Origin of the sequence: Moraxella nasibovis, from assembly GCF_029581575.1 — a bacterium.
In the GTDB taxonomy this organism is placed as follows: Bacteria; Pseudomonadota; Gammaproteobacteria; order Pseudomonadales; family Moraxellaceae; genus Moraxella; species Moraxella nasibovis.
Genome location: NZ_CP089975.1, coordinates 2138202 through 2160949, shown reverse-complemented (window position 1 = coordinate 2160949; position 22748 = coordinate 2138202). Strand labels below are relative to the sequence as shown.

The window sequence follows — 22748 nt, the reverse complement described above, 5'->3', positions numbered from 1 at the left end:
TTTAGCCCGTCTTGTATAATTTTAAGTATTCTCGTTTGATGCTTGTAAAGATGGGCTGGCGATGGCATTTTGATGAATCATCATCCACCAACAATTATTTTGTGGGCGATGCTGGTGCTGACACAGAGGCTATGTATGGCGAAGACAGTCCACTTGCTTATGGTTATGAAAGTGATTTTAAAGTGAAGAACAATGGGGCGAAATATTATCCAATTGAGCTGCATTTTACAGGCGATAAGCCCGATGATTTTGATCATATGCGCTTTGTGAATTATAAGCAGACCGTAACTTTTAACCCTTTTGCCAAAGAATATCAATAAATGAAAAAAATCTACCTAATCCGTCATGCTCAAAGCGAGTCCAACGCTCGCCTATCCATTCGCCCAAACCCTGCGATTCGTCTGACCGATGCAGGCGTGGCACAGGCAAATGAGCTTTGCGATTGGCTACTTGCCAACATCACAGAGCCGATAGATGGCGTGTTTCGTTCGCATTATCTGCGTACCGCTCAGACTGCGGAGCCGTATTTGGCGGCGACACAGCAGACGGCAGGCGTGATTGAAGCGTTGCACGAATTTGATTATTTGGATTTTGAACGCATTAAGCAGTTGCAATTTGACGAGTTGATTGAGCTTGCTGATGAGTTTTGGCGTATTGGTGATGTGAATTATAAAGACGGCACAGCGACAGACAGTTTTGCAAATTTTGTGAACCGTGTGCAACAGGTGCGGCAGGCATTTCGTGATTTGCCAGATGGTAATTACATTGTATTTACTCATGGTATGTGGATTGGTATGCTCATCTGGCAGATTTTGCACGCAGATGGCGAGCGTGTGATGGATATGAATGCGTTTCGAGAGTACGAGCTTGCCATTCGCCCAAAAAATTGCGAAGTGTATCTATTGACCCACATTGAGCAAGCTGAGCTGGTCACCAAGGTGCGAGTGTGCGATGAATGATGTGATGACAAAAAATCTTGTAAAATCAGGCATTTATCGCCATTATAAAGGCAATCTTTATCAAGTATTGCACACCGCTTGCCATTCTGAAACGAAGGAATGGCTTGTGGTGTATCGTGCTTTGTACGGCGATTATGGGGTGTGGGTGCGACCGCTTGCGATGTTTTGTGAAACGGTGGCAGTTGATGGCAAAACTTTGCCACGCTTTGAGCTTATTAAGGAATTATCATGACTGATTTTAACATCACAGATACCATCATTGGTACAGGCAAAGCTGCCGAGCGTGGGGCGCTCATCACGGCTCATTACACAGGCTATTTGGCGGACGGTACGGTGTTTGACAGCTCGGTGCAAAAGGGCGTGCCGTTTGAATGCGTCATTGGCACAGGGCGTGTGATCAAGGGTTGGGATTTGGGTGTGCTTGGGTCTGATGTTGGCGAAAAACTGCTTGCCAAGTGGGGTCTAACCCTCGATTTGCCTGACTTTCCCCCGATGAAAGTGGGTGGCAAAAGACAGCTTAGCGTCCCTGCGTTTTTGGCGTATGGCGAGCGAGCGGTGGGGCTGATACCGCCTAATAGTGATTTGAGATTTGAAATTGAGCTCATTGATGTCAAGACTCGGGACTGAGTCTTAAAAAAGCTTTGCGTTCTCTTGCAAGCTTTGGCTTACCTGTCCAATCCGCCCAAGCTGTCGGTCAAGTCAAGCTGTATGCTTTCGCCAAATAAATCGAGCTCACCTTGGCGTTTTTGGCGGCGTGCGTCTTGTATGCGGCGTGCTCGCTTGGCGATGAGTGTGAGAATTTTGTGTTTTTCATCGTCGCTGAGCGTGTGCCAAGTCTGCCGTTCGCTGCGACTTCGCAGACAGCCGATGCAGTAGCCCTTTTTGTTCAGCGTGCAGACGCCGATGCAGGGGCTGTCGATGACAAACAGTTCAAATTGCGACATGATAAAGGACAAATGAAAGCTACTATAACCACTTTTTGCACATTTGGCAATGCTTTGTCTGTACCATTTACCAAAACAAGGAAAACTCATGCCGACCATCATTTATTTGCATGGCTTGGACGCTGATCCAAATGCCAACAAAGCCATCATCACCGCCCGCCACGCTCAGACGCTTGGGGTCGAGACCATTCGCCCTGATTTGAACTGCCCGCCTGATGAAGTGGTCGCCAAAATCTTGGCGCTGATTGATGACAATCCAAACTCTGTGTTGGTTGGCTCATCATTGGGTGGGTATTTTGCCACTTTGCTTTCTGACATGACAGGTGCGCCTTGTGTACTTTTAAACCCAAGCATTCGCCCTGATCTGTCGTTCAGACGCTTTTTGCAGGATAATTTTGATGGGCAAAATTTGAGCGATGAGCGTGTGATTTATCGCACCGAAGGCGGATGGGATATTAAATTTGGCGATTTGGCGTGGTTTGACTCTCATCGTTTGACTATAAAAAACCCCAGCAAAATCAAAGTCCTACTTAAAATGGGTGATGAGCTACTAGACGCCCATGCCACCCAAGCCTTTTATGAAAACGCAGGGGCAGATGTGCTTGCCCAAGCAGGGGGCGACCACCGCATGAGCGACTATGAAAGCCAAGTGGGGCAAGTTCTGGCGTGGGCGCTGTCTTTTGCTAATTAACTTTTGGAGAATTTATGCACACTTTATACATCAGCACCACTTCGCCTTACACCCGTATTTTATTGATGATTGCTAAGGCTGAGCAAGTCGATCTGGCGCTTAAATTTGTCACCCCTTGGGATAATCCTGCCGAGCTGACCGCCGTCAATTCGTTCAGCCAAGTGCCAGCCTTGCGCCTTGATACAGGCGAGGTCGTCACCGAGACGCCGCTCATCATTCAGGCGATCGCTCCGCACTTTTATGCTGACAACGCCAGCGAGCTGCCACGCATTTCTAAGGCATTTGGCATTTTGGCACAGGGCGTGCGTGCGTTTTCTACCCAAAGGTTTGCCCCAGAAGGTCAGGACTTGCACCCCTTTGTGGCACGCTCCACTGAGCTTTTGCAGGCGACTTTGCCAAATCTGCCTACCTTGTCGGCGACCAGTATCGCTTGGGGTGATAAAATCCTGCTCGCTGCTTTGATTTGGATTAGCGTGCGACTGCCCCATGTGTTCGAGGCATTGAGCGATGCCAACAAGCAAGCCGTGCATGAATTTCATCAAAGCCCACTCATGCAAAAGCTGAATGCTCAAATGCTTGAAACCGAGCCTACAAGCGTGGCGATGTTATGATTTTACCGCTATGAGTTGTAGGGTAGGGTTTTTGTTTTTGCTCCATGTTATCAAGCCAAAAACCGTTCAATATTTTCCGCCACATTTTGGGTGTCTTGATACAAAAATTGACTTAGCACATTGACAAATTTGCCATCAATTTCGGCGATTAAACTTGGCACGCCGTTAATTTGGAACTGATGAGCCAAAACTCGCCCTTGTCTAATCCACGCATTTGCCCCAGAAATCACTTCATCATCGCCCAACCGCTTGGCAATTTGAGTTTTACCAAGTGCAATTAAACCATTTTTAACCACATCAACATCACTTGTGTTCAAACCGTCCACATAACGCAGTTTTTGTAATTGGGCAAAAGTGGGTAACAGCTCGTTTGGTGTTTCTTGATTTAACAAAAAACACGCCTGCGTCAAGGCAAAGGAATCGAACGCTCCGCCTTTTAATAATAATTGGCGGTAGTTTTCACTAAATGGTAAGCCCGTTAATTGGCTAATGCGAGTGTCATTTGCCCCCGCATAATTGGCAAACTGCTCGTCCATCATTTTGCCCGTATTGGCAAATAATCCTGTGGCATACACATCAACTTGGTGTGTTTTGGCAAGATTGGCAATGCCCTTTGATGACGCATAACACCAACCACACAAAGGATCAAATAAATAGAGAAATTTCATATCATCTCTTTTTAAAGGCTATTTAAAAATACCCACTCAAAACAATTTTTAAGTGGGTATTTTGGTTAATTTAAATGGGTAAATCACTTACTAGCAACGGTAAAGCGTTTAAACAAATGCCCTTGTTTTTCTACATCATCGGCAATCGCCACCGCCAAATCCGCCACGCTAATGTCGGCAGGCGTGCCGTCCGTATTAAACAGCACATCATCGCCACCGATACGGTAAGTCCCTGTTTTTTCAAAAGAAACTGGATTAATCGCAAACATCATCGCAGGCGACAAAAACGCCCAATTAACATCGGTGCGAGTGCGAAGCTCGGTCAAAAGCTCGCGCACCACATTTGCCGCAGGATAGACATCGGCAGGAAACTCAGGCGTGTCCACCAGTTGCACATTTGGGGCGATATTTAAACTGCCTGCCCCACCGACCACGAGTAAATACGGCACATTGGCGGTTTTACTGGCGGTTAAAATGTTGGCGTGTCCTGTTTTTAAGTCATTGACAATATTGGGATTTTCCCAGCCGGCATTAAAGGCATTGACCACCGCATCAAAGCCTGTCAATTTATCAGCAAAATCAGGGGCATTGACATCAATCGCCACCGCCTTGACATTGTCGGCTTGTGCCACTTTGTCAATGTTACGAGCAAAGGCGGTAACGCTATGTCCACGACTTACCAATTCTTTGACCACCGCAGAGCCGACCAAACCTGTGGCTCCGATAACTGCAAATTTTTTCATAAAAACTCCAAAAAAGTTAAACATTGATTTTTAAATTGATGTGATGTATTATACGCCCTTAGTTTAAAATTAGAAGTACTTACAAAAAAGTAAGTATAACAATAAATTTTAATCCATTGATTTTTAAAGAGTATTTTATGATAGTGTTTGATAAAGGACGGGTACTGTCCAAAGACTGCCCAAGCCGTGCGATTTTAAACCATTTGACCAGCCGTTGGGGTGTTTTGGTAATGATTGTGCTGCTTGACGGCACCAAGCGATTTAGTGAGATTCGCCGTGAAATTGAAGGCGTGAGCGAGCGAATGCTGTCCGAGACTTTAAAACAGTTGGAGGCGGACGGAATGCTGATTCGTCATTCTTATAACACCGTGCCACCGCACACCGATTATACGCTGACCGAATATGGACGGCAGGCGAGCGAGAAAATTTATGGTTTGGTGGATTGGCTGGAAAATAATTTGAATGGGATTTTGGCAAGTACAAAATGAGTTGAGCTTGTTAATTAAGATGAACCTTAAAAATATCATTTTGTTGATTTAAAAATATCGGGGAGTAAAATTACTCTCCCCGATATTAAGATATAAAAAGTCCTTTAACCCATTAACTCATCAATCAACTCTTGCACGGTTTTAATCCGATCAATCGCTGAAATGCCGTTACCCACCGACACATAACCATTGTCAAAATCGCCGTCCAGCATACCCAAACGCATTCCTGTACCAGCGTTCATAACGACGGCGATGTCGGCACGAGTTGCCCCGTTTTCGCTCATTTCAAAGCATTTTTTCGCCAGTTCGGTTGGCAATGAACGGTAATAATACGGCTCGGTACGGAACAATAACAAATCATTCGCCGTTGCACTCACAATCCATTCTTTCACCTTTTGATGACTACGGCACTCAACAGTGGCGATAAATGCCGTGCCAATCCATACGCCTTCCGCCCCCAAAGCTCGGGCAGCCTGAACCGATTTTTTATCGGCAATGCCGCCCGCCAGCATCATCGGTAAATCCACTTTGCCAACAAATTCCGCCAAGACATTAAAACTGCCCACTTCTTTCATTGGCAATGTACCACCTTCATCAAAACCCGTCAGCACCAAAATATCCGCCCCCAACGCTTGGGCTTTGAGTGCGTCCGCCAAATTGGGATTGGGCAAACGACAGATGATTTTAATGCCAGCATTTTTAAGTTTGGCGTAAATCTCGGGGTCAAGCCAGCCATTGTCCAGCACCACAGGCACGCTTTCTTCAATAAACAAATCCACCATTAAGGGAATCAGCGAAAAATCGTACGACAACATAAATGGCACGCCAAAAGGCTTATCGGTCAAGGCTTTGACCTTGCGGATTTCGTTACGCATACGCTCCAAAACTTCTTCGTTTGAAGTCGGATTGGTCGTCTGCCCTGCGTGTGGGGCTAAAAAGCCCAAGCCGCCTGCCTTGCCAACGCTTGCCACAAGATGAGCATTCGTCAGCCACGACATTGGGGCTTGGACAATGGGGTGTTTTATGTTTAAGATTTGGCTAATGCGGTTCATCAAATTTTCTCTTTAAAATAAATGGAATGGGGGTATTATAAAATTTTAGAATTGGCAATGGAATGGCGATTTTTGGAAAGTTAATTTCCAAAAATGGAAAAAACCACTTTTTTTGAAACGGTGTCCTATTCCTAATATCCTCTTAATTTCTCAACCCATACTGATAACTTACCTCCAAATGCTCCCTTAGCGTATCGCCTGCATAATCAAGATGATAAATCCCCCACTCCTGCAAAATCGGCACGACTTTTTCCACAAACTCACGCACGCCCATTTGGCTGTCGGGGGCAAGCGAAAAGCCGTCTGTCGCCCCCGCCTTAAACCATTCTTCCATAAAATCCGCGACATCGTGAGCCGTCCCCACCACCACAGGGTGATAGTTAATCACGCCACCCGCAAGCACTTCTTTGGGCGACATTCCTTTTTTAATCAGCTCCACCGCACGGGGCGAACGGGGGTCATTGGGGTGCGGTGTCGCCTGATTTTGTAGGGCGATTGGCAAGGGTTCATTCAAATCCAAACCGTGCAAATTTACGCCTATCATCGCCGATAAATAGCGAATTTGCCCATAAAATTCATCATCGCTCATAAAGTCAATGAGTTGCATTCTGCGAGCGAGTGCCTCTTCATAAGTGTCGCCAATGGTAAACATAAATCCGCTAAACATATTGATTTCATTTGGATTTCTACCGTGAGCCATTGCACTTTGTTTTAACACATTGCGATAGGCACGGGCTTCATCAATGGTAAACGGATTGGCATACACGCCACTGGCAAAGCGTCCTGCCAGCTCAATGCCTTCGGGACTTGGGCCTGCCTGAAAAATGGGCGGTTGTCCTTGCGGTGTGGCAGGAATGGGCAACGCCCCTTTGACTTGGTAATGTTTGCCTTTGTAATTGGCGGGTTTAATCTGGCTCATATCGGCAAATTGCCCTGTGGCTTTGTCGGTGATGTAGGCATTTTCGCCAAAAGTCCCCCACAAAGTTTGCACCGCTTCTACCATCTCAAATGCCATTTCGTAGCGTGTGGCGGTGTCGGGCAAGGGCTTGTCGCCAAAATTATAAGCGGTAAAAGGCGTGCCTGTGGTAACCGCATTCTAGCCCAAACGCCCTTTGGATAAGGTGTCCAGTGTTTTGAGCTGACGAGCCAAATTATAAGGCAGATTGTAAGTGGTTGAAAAAGTTGCCACCATTCCGATTTTTTGTGTGGCGTAGGCAACGGCGGAGAGCATTACCATTGGTTCAAGCACAAAAGCAGGCGAGCGAGTGGCAATGTCCGAACCGCCACCCGACCCACCAAAGGACGGCGTGTCGGCGATAAATAGGGTGTGGATTTTGCCTTGTTCGGCCGTTTGTGCCATTTCCACATAAAAATCAATGTCGGTATAGGCTTTCTCGTGGCTTTCGGGCAATCGCCACGATTGAAATTCGGACGCATAGCCAGAGACGAGTTGCAGGGCGAGTTTGATTTTTTTGTTTGAATTGTCAAGATAGTCGGTCATTTTGGGTTCTCCCATTAAAAAGTATGGGGATATTATAGAATTTTATTATTGATAATTGAATGGTTAAAAATGGGAAGTTGATTTTTAAAAATGGAAAGATAAAAATTAAGAAATGGATTTTCAGCCAGCCTGAAAATTATTTCCAATAAAAAACACCGTTTTCATCATAAAAACGGTGCTTAATTCAAACCATTTTACACATTCAAAATCCGATTAGCCCCAATGACTTTATCGTGCGAAAAGTCGCCCCCTGTCAGTTTGGGCAATTCGCCCGCCGCATAGGCTCGGTTTTGGCGGACGCTGTTTGGTGTTTGGGCGGAATTTGCACGGCTTTGGCGTAATTCATCGGCGGTAAAATCTGTGCAATACCCTGCCGAATTAGGCTGTTGTTGCCACGAATTTGCCAAATCGCCCGCATCAAGCGGGTCAAATCCGCATTCATCAACCAAGCTCATCACAAGCCGTTTTTGGCTCTCGTCATCGCCTGCCACCCACATTGCAAGGCGGTTTGGTTCGCCTTTGTTTTTGCCCAAATTGGCAAGCGAATGGGCAAGGAGCATATTAAACACCTTGACCACGCCACGCCCCACCACACGGCTTACCCAAAGGTTCTCCGCCATTCCGTTGTCAATGTCGCTAATGGCTTTATCACGAAATTCAGGGTAATAATTGGCGGTGTCCACCACCACGCAATCAGGCGACAAACTCGCCCACAAACTTGGGGGCAAATCGGCAATCACTGGCGTGGGAATGGCTAAAATCAGCACTTGTGCCTCTTGTCCCACGCTCGTCAAATCAGCAGGCATTGCTCCGATACTTTTAGCAAAATCCGCCACGCTGTCAATGCCTTTTGAGTTGGCGACCTTTACTGTATGCCCCGCTTGGGCGAGTTTTTGGGCGATTGTTCCACCAATTTGTCCGATACCGATAATGCCGATGTTCATTGTTTGTACCTATTTTTTGAGAAGAATATGGATATTATACAATTTTGTTTTTAAAGATTAAATGGCGAAAAATGGGAAGCTGATTTTTAAAAATGGAAAGATAGATGGTTTAAGCCGTCTGAAAATATTTTGCAAAATTTAAAAATAAAAACACCGCTTTTATTTTAAAAACGATGCTTTTGCCTTATTGCCCCTACTGTTTTAGCCAATCTTCCATCAGCTTAATTTCAGGCTCTTGGGCATTGATGATTTGCTTTGCCAAATCTTGCATTGCTTTATCTTTGCCATATTCTAATTGCACTTTTGCCATATTGACCGCTCCCTTGTGGTGGGGAATCATCGCTTTGGCAAAGGCGACATCAGGGTCGGTCTCATAAATTGCCGTCATCATTTCGCTGTGTGAATTGTCCAAGGCATAGGCTTTGGCGTGTGGGGCGTTGGCGTTTTGGGTGGTCGTGTCTTTGCCATTCAGCCAGCCATTCATCAAGTCAATTTCGGCTTGTTGCCCATCAATAATCGCTTGGGCAAGTTTTCTCATTGTTTCGTCTTTGCCAAATTCAAGCTGTACTTTTGCCATCTCAACTGCTCCGATATGGTGCGGAATCATACCTTTGGCAAAAGCGGTATCAGCATCGGCAAGATTGCCCGCTTTGCTCATCTCATCGCCCATCTTGTTCATCATTGCAAGATAGGCTTGGGTATGGGGCGGAGCATTTTGAGTGTCCATTGCCATAGCAGAGTGGTTCATATTGGCGTGGTTGTTTGTGGTGTCGTGAGTGCTTTGGGTGTAGTTGCTATCGCCTGCATTAGAATGCGTTGGTATATCGTTTTTGGCATTACCACAAGCGGTTAAAGTCGCCAAAATAAGGGCAAGGGCAGATAATTGTACGGCACGGTTTTTAAACATTTTCATTACAGTTTTCCTTATCAAAATGGGATTTGGCAAACATTGGGCAAACATAAGTCCGCCCAATGTTTTTAGCTAATCAATTACTTGCAATCACAATCGCCACAAGTGCAGTTTTGACAAATGCACGGCTCGCCATTTTGGCAGTTGCATTTTGGATTGCAATTTTGCCCTGTGCAAGATTGGCAACCGCAGTGGGCGTTTGGGTTTTTGATGATGTCGTTCATAACAATTCTCCAAATTAAAGGTTGATTATCAAAACAAAAACCGTTTTTAAGCCACTAAAAACATTGCTTTTTTGTTTTGATGAGCGTATCATAAAACCTAACCTTGCGTTAGGGTCAAGGATTATTTTTGCGGATTGACAATTTTTTACAAACGCCAAAACAAGGAGCAACAATGAACATCGGTCAAGCGTCCAAAGCCACAGGGCTGTCCATCAAGCAAATCCGTGATTATGAAAAGTTGGGTTTGTTATCAAACACTTCACGCAGTGCATCAGGCTATCGTATTTATGGCAATGATACGCTTGACCGCCTAAAATTCATCGCCAAAGCAAGGGGCGTGGGCTTTTCGCTTGCCCAAATTGGCGAGCTTTTGGCACTGCAGGACAATCCACACCGCAAAAGCTGTGAAGTCAAAGCGTTGGCAAATATGCACATTGAATTTTTGACCCAGAAAATCGAAGAACTGACACAGATGAAAGCCACCTTGCAGGCGTGGAGCGACGCCTGCACCGGCGACAACGCCCCCGACTGCCCGATTTTAAAAGGCTTGGCGGAGAGCGGTGAGGATAAGGGCTGACAAAGTTTTTTGGCGGTTTTTTCAGGCAGGGTTAATTCAGGCAGGTTTAATTTAAGAAGGCCGTCTTAAAAAACACAATTTGCCGTTTTACCGCTGTTTTTTACCGCAAGAAGCACTTATCGGTGGTAAAAAACAGCGGTTTTTGACGCTTTGATGAGAAAAATTCAGCCTGAAAACCGATGAGCGTTTTCAGGCTGGTTTTTTTGCCGAGCGTTCAAGGATAACTTTGGTACACGCTGTGCGTGCCGTTTTTGCCCAGCAGCAGCACATCGTAGGGGTCTTTTCGGCCGCCGTACGCTTCACCGTCCATTCCCGGCGAGCCAATGGGCATTGCGGGCACGGCGATGCCGACGGCGTCGGGGCGTTCGGCAAGCAGGCGTTTGACTTCTGATGCGGGCGTGTGCCCTTCGACGGCGTAGCCGTCAATCACGGCGGTGTGGCAGGAGCCGTATTTGGGCGATATGCCCATTTGTGTGCGGATTTGGCTGTTGCCGGTGTCGTGGATTTTCACGCTAAAACCGTTGTCCTGCATATGCTTGACCCATTCGCCGCAGCAGCCGCAACTTGGGCTTTTGTACACTTCCAGTACGGGTTTGGCCTCTGCGGGGGCGGGGTTGGCGAGCATCCAGCCTACGCCTGCCACGCTTGCCAAGACGGCTGATAGGGCCAAGGTTTTGCCAAAAAAGGATTTGTTCATTGTTTTGCCTCGTCGTGGGTTACATTGGGCAAACCTAAGCCCGCCCAATGTTTTTAGTTAATCAATTACTTGCAATCACAATCGCCACAAGTGCAGTTTTGACAAATGCAGGGCTCGCCATTTTGGCAGTTGCATTTTGGATTGCAATTTTGCCCTGTGCAAGATTGGCAGCCGCAGTGGGCGTGTTGGTTTTGAACAAAATCAGCGTTCATAACAGTTTCTCCGAATGTTAAGTTAAAGTGGATTATCAAAACAAAGTGCTTTTAAGCGATTAAAAGCATTGCTTTTTTGTTTTGATGAGCGTATCATAAAACCTAACCTTGCGTTAGGGTCAAGGATTATTTTTGCGGATTGACAATTTTTTACAAACGCCAAAACAAGGAGCAACAATGAACATCGGTCAAGCGTCCAAAGCCACAGGGCTGTCCATCAAGCAAATCCGTGATTATGAAAAGTTGGGTTTGTTATCAAACACTTCACGCAGTGCATCAGGCTATCGTATTTATGGCAATGATACGCTTGACCGCCTAAAATTCATCGCCAAAGCAAGGGGCGTGGGCTTTTCGCTTGCCCAAATTGGCGAGCTTTTGGCACTGCAGGACAATCCACATCGCAAAAGCTGTGAAGTCAAAGCGTTGGCAAATACGCACATTGAATTTTTATCAAATAAAATCAAGGAATTAGAAGAAATGAAAACTGTTCTTGGGGCGTGGAGTGATGCCTGTCGTGGCGATGATATGCCAGAATGTCCGATTTTACAGGGGCTTGGGGGATAGGTTTTTTTCAGGCAGCCTTAAAAAGTTTATTTTACCCATTTTAAAAACAAAAACACCGCTTAATTTTAAATTAAATGGTGTTTTAAATTAACTGACTTTTAATTCCGCCCAAGCCCTTTTGATGATTTCTTGACTGGCTTGTAATGCCAAAAATGCCAAAACAAACGCCACAATTAAATCAGGATATTTTGATTGAAAAAAATAAACTGCCATACCCGCTAAAATTACCGCCACATTACCAATCGCATCGTTTCGGGAACACACCCACACACTGCGGACATTGCTGTCGCCATCACGAAATTTTAATAATATCAACACTGCCGACACATTGACCAATAACGCCAAAAATCCCACAATGCTCATTTCAGAAGAACTGGGCATTTCCCCATAAAACACACGATAAATGGTCGTCATTAAAATAAATAAACCAAAACCGCCCATCGTTAGCCCCTTAACCATAGATGCTTTGGCTCGGTAACTTAACGCCATTGGCAAAACAATCAAACTTATCAAATAATTGGCACTGTCGCCCAAGAAATCCAAACTGTCCGACAACAGCGAAGTTGAACCCGATTTAACCCCCATCACAATTTCCACAAAAAACATTGATAAATTTAATATCAAGACAATCCACAAGGCTTTTTTGTACTTGGACGATTGATGAGTGGGGGTATTTGCACTGCAACCATTTTGGCACGCCATTTTTTTGCTCCTATTTTAAGATGAAATTTGCTATACTATAAACTCCGTAGTCATTACAGGGTCAAGCCAAAATGTCAAAATTTTTTAAAATAAAACAAGCCAGTGAACAAACAGGCGTACATTTGGAAACCATTCGTTATTATGAAAAACAAGGCTTAATCGCCCCCACACATCAACAAAATGGCTATCGTGTGTTTGATGAAAATCAGTTAGAACAATTACGCTTTATTAAAACTTGCCGTAATATCGGTTTTTCTTTAAGTAACATCAAAACGCTGTTGCAATTACAACAAACGCCTAACAAACAATGCAATGAAATCAATGCACTTGCCGAGCAACATTTGGCATATTTGGACGAACAAATCACAGAACTACAACAAGTTAAAACTTTTTTAATGCAATTTGTGGGTTGTGAAAATAAAACGGTTGATAAGTGTCAGATTATTCAAGGTATTAAAGAAAAATAATAGCGGAATATTTTTCAGGCTGCCTGAAAGTTTATTTCACAAAATTCCAATCAAAAAACACCGCCTAATTTTTAAATTAAACGGTGTTTTCTTTTAGCCAATTTATTTCACTCGCTCGTTAATCCACTCTGCCACATCATCGTTGATTTTTTGTCCGCCATTTTCCAGCATTAACAAATGCCCAAAGTTTGGATACAAAATCAAACTTTTATCCACCGAATTGGTCTCATTATAAAAATCAATGGCATCTTTGGGGGCGACAAACACATCTTTATTGCCACTAATCAACATCACAGGGGCGACAAATTTGTCGTCATTGTCTTTTAAATATTTGATGCCTTCTTTAAAGCCGTTGGGAAAAGATACCGAAAATTTGCTTAACATCAACGGGTCGCCAGCCACCGATAAACCAGCCCCTTCAAACGGAATGTTAAGCGTGGTCAAAGACACCGAGCCGTCCACAAAACTGCCCGCAGGCTCGGGGCGTGGCAAATGCCCAAAATTCATTGTGTTATACCGCAAAACGCCCGCCGCCAAAATAAAGCCGTTCACATCGTGCGGATATTTGGTGCCATAAAGTGCCGAAATGTGTCCGCCCATAGAATGCCCGAGTACAAAAACAGGTGTGTTTGGGTTTTCTTGCTTGGCTTTTGCCACGACAAGGCGTAAATCTTCCACCATTTCAAAATAGCTGCCTATATGAATGCTGTCTCGTCCGTCCGATTTGCCATGTCCACGATGGTCAAAACGATACACGGCAATGTCATTTTGGTTCATTGTTTTGGTAAAATCGCCAAACACCCCAGAATGGCTCGCCAAACCGTGCGAAATCACGACAACGGCTTTTGGGCGGGCATTTGGAATGTCTTTTTGTAGGTGCAAATTTAAGCCGTCAAGGGTTTTGATTTTTTGTGCGGTTGATTTTGTAATGCTTACTTTTACAGGCTGTTCGGGTGTTTTGGCGGTTGCCACAGAACCAAAAGACAAAGACAATGCCAACGCAATGGCGGTTGATTTTAAAAGGGTTTTCATAAATTTTTCTCTTTTGTTAAATGGAATGAGTGTATTATAAAATTTTAGAATTGGGAATGGAATGGCGATTTGTGGGAAGTTGATTTTCGTTTTTGGAAATTTAAATGCAAATCTGCTAAAATAATGACAGCTTTGTTATAGTTTATAGAGAAAACCACAATGAACCTAAACGCCTTATCCCTATTCGTTGCCGTCATCAAACACGGCAGTCTCTCCAAAACGGCTGAAAAATTGGGCGTGCCGATTGCCACCATCAGCCGTCAAATTGCCGAGCTGGAAAAATCCTTACAAATTCAGCTTTTTGACCGCCAAAAATCAGGCGTTAAACCGACAATGGCAGGGCAAAAACTTTATGACGAAGTGCATTTATCCATTGATAATTTGTTGAATGCCAAGCAAGTTTTGTTTGATGATGAACAAAATTTAAAAGGCATTTTGCGGATTTCCGCTCCGCCAAAATGCGAACCTGTTTTGGCGTGGATAAGCGAATTTGGGCAAAAATTCCCCAATGTACAAATTCACGCCACGATGACCGAACGCATTTTGGATTTGAGTCTTGATGGCATTGATGTGGCATTTCGCATTGGCGAGCTTCACGGTGAGCATTTTATCGCCAAAAAAGTCGCCACGCTTGGCACAAAATGGGTTGCCCACCCCGAGTTATTGGCTCGTTTTGGTACGCCAAGCACCTTGAAAGAGCTGAAAAATTTCCCCATTGCCACTTGGGCGAAAAATGGCGAAAACGAAGTTATCATTCAAATGAATAAAGAAAAAATCGCCTTACCGTTTTTGTTTGCCAGCAATGATGCCTATGCGGTGGAATATATGGTTTTAGAGGGGCGGGCGATTGGGCAAATTTCTGATTGTACAGCAAATGAGTGGATACGGGATAAGCGTGTGGTGGAGATTTTGCCAGAACTTGCCAAGCCCAATTATGAATTGTTTATGCTCTATGCGTCCCAGCGTTATCCGTCTGCGATTGTGCGGGTGTTTGTGGAGTTTGTTTTGGGGAAAATTCAGGCAGCCTGAATATAAAAACACCGTTTAAAATCAAATTTAAACGGTGCTTTTTTATCCATTTAAACCACTTCAATCCACGCTCTATCCACCAATGCACCTAAGGCAATTTGATGAATGAGCTCAGTCGGTGCGGTGCAAAGGCTTGATAACACACGGATTTTATACGCTTTGGCAAGGGGCGAAAGTGCGGTATGGGTGACGCAGTTTTGGGTCATAATCCCACAAATGTCCACTTGCTCTATGTTGTGTTTTTGCAAAATATCGTTTAGCGTGGTGTTTAAAAAACTGTCGGCGTGTCTCTTTTGAACCAAAGGCTTATCCGCCAAAATGCCCGCAACCGATGAATGCAGTTTTGCACCGTGCGACCCTTCGGCAAACAATGGATAATCTTTTGCCATTAAATGCTGCACACCAATGACAAGTTCTCCGTTTTGCTCGGCAGTTTTGGCGTAATCGGCGATGTTTTGGGCGATGGTGTCTACATTAAATTGGTCAAATTTGCCGCCTGCGGACGCAAAATATTCGTTTTGCACATCAATGATGAGTAGGGCGGTTTTCATAGGGTTTTCCTAATTTGGCTAAATAATGGGCGTATTTTAATGATTTTTTGGTTATGCTAAAATGGGCAATATTGCCAATCAACGCAAGGATTTTGCCAATTTTATTTTGATGTGAAAATGGTATAATAAATCCATATTTTTTTTCGCAAAGGAACAAAATGAAATTTCTATCTCTTAAAAAAATCCCCTATTTTTTGGCAATGGTATCGCCTTTGTTGTTCTCACAAAATAGCCACGCTGATACTTGCAAACGACCACCGAATAAACACAAGTTTGATTATATTTCTTGTCCTTATGAGGGGTTTTCGCGTGCTGAAAAGGGCGAAAAATCAGGATTTGTGGATTTGTCTGGCAATCTTGTCATTGCGTTGATTTATGATGATGTGAATTTATTTAGCGATGGTTTGGCAAAAGTTGAAAAAGATGGAAAAATTTTTTTCATCAATTATCAAGGCGGTATTGTCATTCAAATTCCTAATAATATAGAAGTGATGAGCGAATTCAAAGAAGGATTTGTGGTTGTTAAGAAAAATTCTAAAATTGGCTTTATGGATAAAGCAGGTCAAATTGCCATTGATTTTCAATATGATAATGCGTCAGATTTTAGAGAAGGTTTGGCGGTTGTTGTGATGGATAATAAAAGCGGATTTATTGATAAAACAGGAAAATTGGTGATTCCATTTAAGTATGATGAAACAACCAAGTTTTTTAATGGCATTGCCAGTGTAAGAATTGGCAATCAATGGGGAGCAATCAATGCCAAAGGCGAACTGGTTATTCCGATGATTTATGATTTTATTAGCGATTTTAAAGACAGTGAAACAACGGACGCCAAATTAAATGGCGAATGGATTAAAATTGACAAACAAGGCAATATTATCAAAGACAATACAGAATTGCAAAATTTTGATAAAGGCATTCGCCATCAAAAAATTCTTGAAATTTTAAATAAAAAACAATGACTTTCACCAATCAACCGCCCAAACTCACCCTTTACGCCCAAAATGGCTGTAACGATTTTGTTTTTAACATTCCCTTTTCGCTGTTTCAAGCTACTTATCAAGGGCAAAAGCTGTTTGATTTTGCGGTATGTAGCGACAATGGCAAGGCGATTTTTAGCGAATTTGGGGCAAAAATTTTGGTAAATGGCGATTTGTCGCTACTCGACACGGCGGACATCATTGTCATTAGTGGCTTTGTGGGCGATGTACCAAGTGCCAAACTCTGCCAAAAATTACAAACCGCCCACGCACAGGGCAAAAAAATCATTGGGCTGTGTTATGGCACTTTTGTGCTCGCTTTTGCTGATATTTTGCAGGGCAAAACGGTGGTTACGCATTGGGCAGGCGAGCGGGCATTTAAAGAAAAATTCCCGCATATTCAACTAGATAGCAATCGGCTTTATATTGATGACGGCAATATTTTGACATCGGCAGGGGCGTTTGCAGGCTTAGATTGTTGCTTGTATTTTATTCGTACGCTGTATGGGGCGAAGGTTGCCAATGAGCTTGCCAGACATTTGGTTTCCGCTCCGCACCGAGAAGGCGGTCAAGCCCAGTTTAATGCCATCAGCCCGATTAGCCACGCCAAAGACGAAAAAATCAATGAGTTATTGCAATTTTTAAGCGATAATTTGGCGGATAATCATAAATTGGACGATTTGGCAAACAGGGTGCATTTGTCCAAAAGAAGTTTTAACCGCTATTTTAAAACCGCCACCAATATGACTTTGAGCCAGTGGCTGACCGCCAAGCGTTTGGCAAAAGTGCAAGACTATTTGGAAAGCACGGATTTGCCGATTGAAATCATCGCAGATAAGACAGGTTTTGGCACGGCAAGCAATTTACGAATGCAGTTTAAGGCGCGTTTTGGTGTCAGTCCGCAAAGTTTTAGGAAGAGTTTTGGGGCTGGCTGACTGGTAAGAATTTTAATCATCAAATTTAAATATCTGCCAAAATCGGTTACAATACCCCTTTTTACCATTCATAAAAGCACAATGACCAACTACACCACCCAAAACCTAGAAGTCCTAGAAGGGCTAGAACCCGTCCGCCGTCGTCCGGGGATGTACACCGACACCGCTCGTCCAAACCATCTTGCCCAAGAAGTCATTGACAACTCGGTGGACGAAGCACTGGCAGGACACGCCAAGCACATTACCGTTACCCTACACGCAGACGGCTCGCTGTCGGTGCTTGATGATGGGCGAGGTATGCCGACCGACATTCACCCTGAATTTAATCAGTCGGGCGTGGAGCTCATCTTGACACGCCTGCACGCAGGGGGCAAATTTAGCACGGACAATTATGCCATTAGTGGCGGTCTGCATGGCGTGGGCATCAGCGTGGTCAATGCCTTATCCAAGCGTGTGGAGGTCATCGTTTGGCGTGATGGGGTGGAATATGACATGGCGTTTGAATATGGCACGCCTGTGAGTGCATTGAATAGCAAGCCTGCGCCAAATAAGAAAAAACGAGGCACGCAGGTGCGATTTTGGGTGGACGAAAAATATTTTGACAACCCCAAATTTGCCATCAAAGCCCTAGAACACAACCTAAAAGCCAAAGCCGTGCTATCGGCAGGGCTAAAAATTGACTTTGTGAGTGAGCCCGAACCGTCCGACAGCGAAAGCTGGCAATACACAGACGGCGTGGTGCAGTATCTCACCGAACAGCTTGGCGAGCTTGCCATTATCCCTGAGGTGCCATTTTATTTTAGTCAAGAGCCGACAGGGGGCGAACGTGGTGGGGCGACTTTTGCCATAGCGTGGCTACCTGAATCAGGCACGCCCATCACGGAAAGCTATGTAAACCTAATCCCCACCGCACAAGGCGGTACGCACGTCAATGGGCTACGCACAGGCATTACGGACGCACTGCGTGAGTTTTGTGAAATTCATAGTCTGCTCCCCAGAAATGTCCGCCTAACTGCCGATGACGTGTGGGACGGGGTGAATTTTATTTTGTCGCTCAAATTTGCCGAGCCACAGTTTAGCGGTCAAACCAAAGAACGCCTATCAAGCCGAGAAGCTGCCCCACTCGTGCAAACCCTTGCCAAAGATGCGTTTAGCTTGTGGCTTAATGCCAATCCAGACACCGCCAAAGCCATCGCCGAACTTGCCATCACCAAAGCTGGCAAACGCCTAAAATCTGCTCAAAAAGTCGCTCGCAAAAAAATCGTGCAGGGTCCAGCCCTACCAGGTAAATTGGCGGATTGTAAGGGCGATTTTAAAGATGGGGCGGAGCTGTTTTTGGTGGAAGGCGACAGTGCGGGCGGTTCTGCCAAGCAAGCACGAGATAGGCATTTTCAGGCGATTTTGCCGCTTCGTGGTAAGATTTTAAACACATGGGAAGTCTCGCACGATACGGTGCTTGCCAGCCAAGAGATTCACGACATCGCCATTGCCATCGGGGTGGATCCTGCCAGCGATGATTTGTCCGAACTTCGCTATGATAAGATTTGTATCTTGGCGGACGCAGACTCGGACGGTTTGCACATTGCAACTTTGATTTGTGCGTTGTTTGTTAAGCATTTTCGTGCGTTGGTGGAGGCGGGGCATTTGTTCGTGGCAATGCCGCCATTGTATCGTGTTGATATTGGCAAAGAAGTGCATTATGCCCTTGATGATGAGGAATTGCAAGGCATTTTGAAAAAGACCAAAACCAAAGGCAAGCCGCAAATCACTCGCTTTAAGGGCTTGGGTGAGATGAATCCTGACCATCTGCGTGAGACGACCATGAATCCTGATACTCGCCGTTTGGTACAGCTTGACATTGATGATTTTGTGAGTACCAGCAGTGTGATGGATATGCTTCTTGCCAAAAAACGAAGTGGCGACCGCAAAATTTGGCTAGAAACCAAAGGGGATTTGGCGGATTTGGTGGTATGAGTGTGATTTACAATATTCATACAGCACTAAATACAAAATCCGCTACAATCAAAATTTGATGACAATGAGGGGGTGGAATGATGCCAATTCAACCTTGGCACTGGATGATGCTGGGCGTGGTACTGATGACGCTTGAGATGTTTGTGCCGTCATTTTTCTTACTTTGGTTTGGTGCGGCGGCGTTGATGGTGGCGTTGATGGCTTGGCTTGTACCGATGAGTTTGATTGCGCTTGTCATTAGCTGGCTGTTGTTGTCGGTGTTGCTGTGCGTGTTGTGGTTTCGATTCATTCAACCCAAAATCAAAACTCGCACCAAGGCGGGCTTGGGTGGTGCGACGGTGATTGGCGAGGTGGGCATGATTATTGAGCGCACCGATGGCAAGCGTGGCAAAATCCGCTTTAATGTGCCGATGTTGGGCGCAAGTGAGTGGGTTTGTCGCACCCATGATGACGCACCGCTTGCTGTGGGCGAGCGTGCGGTGGTGCGCCGCATCATGGGCAATGAGATGTTTGTTGAAAGTCATGCCATTGATATCAAGAACACATAAAAAAAGGAGTATGACATGCCGTTTGATTTATTGAATGGGGGAGTGCTGGGGCTGATATTGATTGCCTTTGTGGTGCTGACCGTATTAAAGGGCGTTCGCATGGTCTCTCAGGGCGAAAAATGGATTGTTCAGCGCTTGGGTAAGTATCATCAGACGCTTGAGCCGGGGCTTAATTTCATCATCCCCTATGTTGATACAGTCGCTTATAAAGTGACCACCAAGGACATCGTACTTGACATCCCCAGTCAAGAGGTCATCACTCGTGATAATGTCGTGATCATCGCCAATGCGGTGGCGTACATCAATATCGTACAGCCTGCCCACGCCGTCTATGGCATTGAGGACTATGAGCACGGCATCCGTAACTTGGTACAGACTTCGCTGCGTTCCATCATCGGTGAGATGGATCTGGATGCGGCGCTGTCTAGTCGTGATCAGATTAAGGCACAGTTAAAACACGCCATTTCTGACGATATCTCAGACTGGGGCATCACCCTAAAAACTGTAGAAATTCAAGACATCAAGCCATCGCCGACCATGCAACTGGCGATGGAGGAGCAGGCTGCTGCGGAGCGTCAGCGTCGTGCGATGGTTACTCGTGCCGATGGTCAAAAACAAGCCGCCATCTTAGAGGCTGATGGTCGTTTGGAGGCGTCTCGCCGTGATGCTGAGGCGCAAGTCGTCTTGGCAAAAGGCTCTGAGGAGTCTATTCGCTTGATTTCATCAGCGATGGATGGCAAAGAGATGCCTGTGGTTTATTTGCTTGGCGAACAATACATTAAGGCGATGAACGACATGGCGCAGTCAAATAACGCCAAGACTGTGGTGTTGCCTGCCGACATTTTAAATACTGTCAAAGGTCTGGTGGGAGACAAACTAAAAACCCAGTAACCGCCAACCCACGGGTGTCATGGATATGCTTCTTGCCAAAAAACGCAGTGGCGACCGAAAAATTTGGTTAGAAACCAAAGGGGATTTGGCGGTATAGGGCGTTTGGGGGGATATGCCAAACGAGAAGTTGAAAAATGGGTTTCGGTGGTTTGGGCTTAGCCTACCATTTTAGGGATTTATACTTTTTGTAATGGTGGGCATAGCCTTCGCAGGTTGGGTTGAGGTACGAAACCCAACAAAATCAATGAGTTACGCCATAACGCTGGGTTACGCTATCGCTAACCCAGTCTATGAGCTGTCATTTTAGGGGGTTACGCTTTTTATAATGGTAGGTATAGCCCGCCCCACACCCTATAAAACGGATAGGAAAAAACAGAGGCGAAAGATTTTTCACCCCTGTTTTTGAGTGGCTTTGCTGTTTAGTGATCGGCACTCACTGCCCCACACTCACGCAAGATTGCCAAGATTTCATCGGTTTTGGCTTGTAACAATGCCTTATCGCCACGAGTTTCAATGTTTAGGCGAATGAGTGGCTCGGTGTTGCTTGAACGCAGATTAAACCGCCATGCATCAAAATCAAGACTGAGTCCATCAAGCGTGTTTTTGGTTGGGTTGAGGTCGCTGTATCGCTGTTCGAGTTTGGCGACAATCTCGCTTGCCGTCAAGTCGCCCAAGCGAAAATTTAGCTCACCTGAACTTGGAAAATCACTGATGTAGCCATCAACCAGTTCGGATAGGGTTTTGCCCGTTACCGACAAAAGCTCAATCACAAGTAGCCACGGAATCATGCCACTGTCGCAGTAGGCAAAATCACGAAAATAGTGATGAGCCGACATTTCTCCGCCATAAATCGCCCCAGTTTCACGCATGACTTGCTTGATGAACGAATGCCCTGATTTGCTGATTTGGGCGACACCACCATTTTGGGCGATGACATTTTCGGTGTTATAAACCACTCGTGGGTCATAGACGATGGATTCGCCTTGGTGCTTATTTAAAAAGGCTTCGGCAAGCATACCGACCACATAACTGCCTTCAATGAAATTGCCTTTTTCATCAAACAAAAAACAGCGGTCAAAGTCGCCATCGAACGCCACGCCAAAATCCGCTTTGTGTGCGATGACCGCGTCCGAAGTGGCTTTTTGGTTGGCGATGATCATGGGGTTGGGAATGCCGTTTGGAAATGTTCCGTCTGGGGTGTGATGAACTTTGATGAGTTCAATGCCACCGCCCAAGCGTGGTTCTAATTCATCAACCACAGGGCCTGCCGAACCGTTACCTGAATTTACCACGATTTTTTTGGGGCTAAATTTGGCGGTGTCGGTAAAGCTCATCAGCTTGTCAATGTAGGCGGTTTTATCGCTGTTTAATTGGTAATTGCCACGAGCGTTTGGCGCGCCAAAATTGCCCTGTTCGGCAATGGTGCGAATCTCGCCAAGCCCTGTATCGGCACTGATGGGGCGAGAATTTTCACGCACCATCTTTAGACCGTTGTAGTTGATAGGGTTGTGGCTGGCAGTTACTTCAATGCCACCGATTGCCCCATAGTGGCTTGTGGCAAAATACACTTCTTCGGTGCCGCTCATGCCCAAATCAATGACATCAACGCCTGCGTCCAAAATTCCGTCAATGGCGGATTTTTTTAGACTTTCGCTACTGGGGCGAATGTCTGAGCCGATGACGATGGCTTTGCCTGCATCCTTGTTTGGGTTTAGATATTCGGCAAAGCCACGCCCAATGCGGTAAGCGATTTGCTCGTCCAGATTGACACCAAGCTCGCCACGCACATCGTACGCCTTAAAACAACTGATGGTGATGGGGGAAAATTCGCTCATCGAATGTCCTGTTTTTTGT

The 22748-nt window shown here is 45.4% G+C and carries 28 protein-coding genes and 1 pseudogene; 16 read left to right on the top strand and 13 right to left on the bottom strand.

Annotated elements, in window-relative coordinates:
* Positions 1–50 precede the first annotated feature (50 nt).
* Genes LU290_RS10320 through LU290_RS10305 form a run of 4 tightly spaced genes read left to right on the top strand, consistent with a single transcriptional unit; the run spans position 51 to position 1586 of the window.
* The gene (locus LU290_RS10320) at positions 51–320 is read left to right on the top strand and encodes a hypothetical protein (protein WP_277808488.1); all 270 of its coding nucleotides are present in this window, start codon (positions 51–53) and stop codon (positions 318–320) included.
* Positions 321–959 (top strand): histidine phosphatase family protein, encoded by a 639-nt coding sequence (locus tag LU290_RS10315; protein WP_277808487.1) that lies wholly within the window; start codon positions 321–323, stop codon positions 957–959. It begins immediately after the preceding gene.
* Positions 960–963: 4 nt separating this feature from the next.
* Positions 964–1191: a DUF1653 domain-containing protein gene (locus LU290_RS10310; protein WP_277808486.1), complete on the top strand. Its 228-nt coding sequence runs from the start codon at positions 964–966 to the stop codon at positions 1189–1191.
* On the top strand, positions 1185–1586 hold the full coding sequence (locus tag LU290_RS10305) for an FKBP-type peptidyl-prolyl cis-trans isomerase (RefSeq protein ID WP_277809607.1): 402 nt from the start codon (positions 1185–1187) through the stop codon (positions 1584–1586). The genes LU290_RS10310 and LU290_RS10305 overlap by 7 nt, the downstream gene beginning before the upstream one ends.
* Positions 1587–1624: 38 nt before the next feature.
* Here the strand turns inward: LU290_RS10305 and LU290_RS10300 are convergent, their stop codons facing one another.
* Positions 1625–1993, bottom strand: coding sequence for a DUF1289 domain-containing protein (locus LU290_RS10300; RefSeq protein ID WP_277808485.1), 369 nt, complete (start codon positions 1991–1993; stop codon positions 1625–1627).
* Between LU290_RS10300 and LU290_RS10295 the strand changes: the two genes are divergently transcribed.
* Both LU290_RS10295 and LU290_RS10290 read left to right on the top strand, forming a co-directional pair.
* On the top strand, positions 1992–2594 hold the full coding sequence (locus LU290_RS10295; RefSeq protein WP_277808484.1) for a YqiA/YcfP family alpha/beta fold hydrolase: 603 nt from the start codon (positions 1992–1994) through the stop codon (positions 2592–2594). The genes LU290_RS10300 and LU290_RS10295 overlap by 2 nt on opposite strands.
* A gap of 14 nt (positions 2595–2608) precedes the next feature.
* Complete coding sequence (locus LU290_RS10290) at positions 2609–3205, top strand: glutathione S-transferase N-terminal domain-containing protein (protein ID WP_277808483.1); 597 nt, start codon at positions 2609–2611, stop codon at positions 3203–3205.
* A 50-nt stretch (positions 3206–3255) separates the two neighbouring features.
* On the opposite strand, the gene LU290_RS10285 is transcribed toward LU290_RS10290, so the two are convergent.
* Positions 3256–3873 (bottom strand): DsbA family protein, encoded by a 618-nt coding sequence (locus LU290_RS10285; RefSeq protein WP_277808482.1) that lies wholly within the window; start codon positions 3871–3873, stop codon positions 3256–3258.
* 83 nt (positions 3874–3956) lie between these two features.
* Positions 3957–4616: an NAD(P)-dependent oxidoreductase gene (locus LU290_RS10280; protein ID WP_277808481.1), complete on the bottom strand. Its 660-nt coding sequence runs from the start codon at positions 4614–4616 to the stop codon at positions 3957–3959.
* Between the two features lie 137 nt (positions 4617–4753).
* Between LU290_RS10280 and LU290_RS10275 the strand changes: the two genes are divergently transcribed.
* Positions 4754–5104, top strand: a complete 351-nt coding sequence (locus LU290_RS10275) for a winged helix-turn-helix transcriptional regulator (RefSeq protein ID WP_277808480.1) — start codon at positions 4754–4756, stop codon at positions 5102–5104.
* A gap of 104 nt (positions 5105–5208) precedes the next feature.
* Here the strand turns inward: LU290_RS10275 and LU290_RS10270 are convergent, their stop codons facing one another.
* The 5 genes and pseudogenes from LU290_RS10270 to LU290_RS10250 form a co-directional block, all read right to left on the bottom strand.
* Entirely contained in the window at positions 5209–6156 is a 948-nt protein-coding gene (locus tag LU290_RS10270) for an NAD(P)H-dependent flavin oxidoreductase (protein WP_277808479.1), read from the bottom strand.
* A 142-nt stretch (positions 6157–6298) separates the two neighbouring features.
* A pseudogene (locus LU290_RS10265) lies at positions 6299–7657 on the bottom strand (NtaA/DmoA family FMN-dependent monooxygenase).
* A gap of 194 nt (positions 7658–7851) precedes the next feature.
* A complete protein-coding gene (locus tag LU290_RS10260; RefSeq protein WP_277808478.1) occupies positions 7852–8601 on the bottom strand; it encodes an NADPH-dependent F420 reductase in 750 nt (249 codons plus the stop codon).
* Positions 8602–8794: 193 nt separating this feature from the next.
* Positions 8795–9514 (bottom strand): CopM family metallochaperone, encoded by a 720-nt coding sequence (gene copM / locus LU290_RS10255; protein ID WP_277808477.1) that lies wholly within the window; start codon positions 9512–9514, stop codon positions 8795–8797.
* Positions 9515–9591: 77 nt separating this feature from the next.
* A complete protein-coding gene (locus tag LU290_RS10250; protein WP_174521842.1) occupies positions 9592–9735 on the bottom strand; it encodes a hypothetical protein in 144 nt (47 codons plus the stop codon).
* A 172-nt stretch (positions 9736–9907) separates the two neighbouring features.
* On the opposite strand from LU290_RS10250, the gene cueR reads away from it, so the two are divergent.
* Entirely contained in the window at positions 9908–10312 is a 405-nt protein-coding gene (gene cueR, locus LU290_RS10245; RefSeq protein WP_277808476.1) for a Cu(I)-responsive transcriptional regulator, read from the top strand.
* A 214-nt stretch (positions 10313–10526) separates the two neighbouring features.
* Here cueR and LU290_RS10240 read toward each other — a convergent pair whose 3' ends face one another.
* Entirely contained in the window at positions 10527–11009 is a 483-nt protein-coding gene (locus LU290_RS10240) for a DUF411 domain-containing protein (protein WP_025235803.1), read from the bottom strand.
* 389 nt (positions 11010–11398) lie between these two features.
* On the opposite strand from LU290_RS10240, the gene LU290_RS10235 reads away from it, so the two are divergent.
* Positions 11399–11785: a Cu(I)-responsive transcriptional regulator gene (locus tag LU290_RS10235; protein WP_277808475.1), complete on the top strand. Its 387-nt coding sequence runs from the start codon at positions 11399–11401 to the stop codon at positions 11783–11785.
* 87 nt (positions 11786–11872) lie between these two features.
* On the opposite strand, the gene LU290_RS10230 is transcribed toward LU290_RS10235, so the two are convergent.
* A complete protein-coding gene (locus LU290_RS10230; protein ID WP_277808474.1) occupies positions 11873–12487 on the bottom strand; it encodes a cation diffusion facilitator family transporter in 615 nt (204 codons plus the stop codon).
* A gap of 71 nt (positions 12488–12558) precedes the next feature.
* Here LU290_RS10230 and LU290_RS10225 point away from each other — a divergent pair, with 71 nt between their 5' ends.
* Positions 12559–12954 (top strand): Cd(II)/Pb(II)-responsive transcriptional regulator, encoded by a 396-nt coding sequence (locus tag LU290_RS10225; protein ID WP_277808473.1) that lies wholly within the window; start codon positions 12559–12561, stop codon positions 12952–12954.
* A 102-nt stretch (positions 12955–13056) separates the two neighbouring features.
* On the opposite strand, the gene LU290_RS10220 is transcribed toward LU290_RS10225, so the two are convergent.
* Complete coding sequence (locus LU290_RS10220; RefSeq protein WP_277808472.1) at positions 13057–13986, bottom strand: alpha/beta hydrolase; 930 nt, start codon at positions 13984–13986, stop codon at positions 13057–13059.
* 159 nt (positions 13987–14145) lie between these two features.
* Between LU290_RS10220 and LU290_RS10215 the strand changes: the two genes are divergently transcribed.
* On the top strand, positions 14146–15015 hold the full coding sequence (locus tag LU290_RS10215) for a LysR family transcriptional regulator (RefSeq protein WP_277808471.1): 870 nt from the start codon (positions 14146–14148) through the stop codon (positions 15013–15015).
* A gap of 50 nt (positions 15016–15065) precedes the next feature.
* On the opposite strand, the gene LU290_RS10210 is transcribed toward LU290_RS10215, so the two are convergent.
* Positions 15066–15566, bottom strand: a complete 501-nt coding sequence (locus tag LU290_RS10210; protein ID WP_277808470.1) for an isochorismatase family protein — start codon at positions 15564–15566, stop codon at positions 15066–15068.
* A 158-nt stretch (positions 15567–15724) separates the two neighbouring features.
* On the opposite strand from LU290_RS10210, the gene LU290_RS10205 reads away from it, so the two are divergent.
* The 5 genes from LU290_RS10205 (at position 15725) to LU290_RS10185 (ending at position 20894) form a co-directional block, all read left to right on the top strand.
* Positions 15725–16528, top strand: coding sequence for a WG repeat-containing protein (locus LU290_RS10205; protein WP_277808469.1), 804 nt, complete (start codon positions 15725–15727; stop codon positions 16526–16528).
* Complete coding sequence (locus LU290_RS10200; RefSeq protein WP_277808468.1) at positions 16525–17481, top strand: GlxA family transcriptional regulator; 957 nt, start codon at positions 16525–16527, stop codon at positions 17479–17481. The genes LU290_RS10205 and LU290_RS10200 overlap by 4 nt, the downstream gene beginning before the upstream one ends.
* 81 nt (positions 17482–17562) lie before the next feature.
* Positions 17563–19455, top strand: a complete 1893-nt coding sequence (gene parE, locus LU290_RS10195) for a DNA topoisomerase IV subunit B (protein ID WP_277808467.1) — start codon at positions 17563–17565, stop codon at positions 19453–19455.
* Positions 19456–19535: 80 nt separating this feature from the next.
* Positions 19536–20003 carry an NfeD family protein gene (locus LU290_RS10190; protein WP_277809606.1) on the top strand — a complete coding sequence of 156 codons (468 nt, stop codon included), beginning with the start codon at positions 19536–19538 and terminating at the stop codon, positions 20001–20003.
* A 15-nt stretch (positions 20004–20018) separates the two neighbouring features.
* On the top strand, positions 20019–20894 hold the full coding sequence (locus LU290_RS10185; RefSeq protein WP_277808466.1) for an SPFH domain-containing protein: 876 nt from the start codon (positions 20019–20021) through the stop codon (positions 20892–20894).
* Positions 20895–21313: 419 nt separating this feature from the next.
* Here LU290_RS10185 and LU290_RS10180 read toward each other — a convergent pair whose 3' ends face one another.
* On the bottom strand, positions 21314–22729 hold the full coding sequence (locus LU290_RS10180; RefSeq protein ID WP_277808465.1) for a phosphohexomutase domain-containing protein: 1416 nt from the start codon (positions 22727–22729) through the stop codon (positions 21314–21316).
* Positions 22730–22748: the final 19 nt, after the last annotated feature.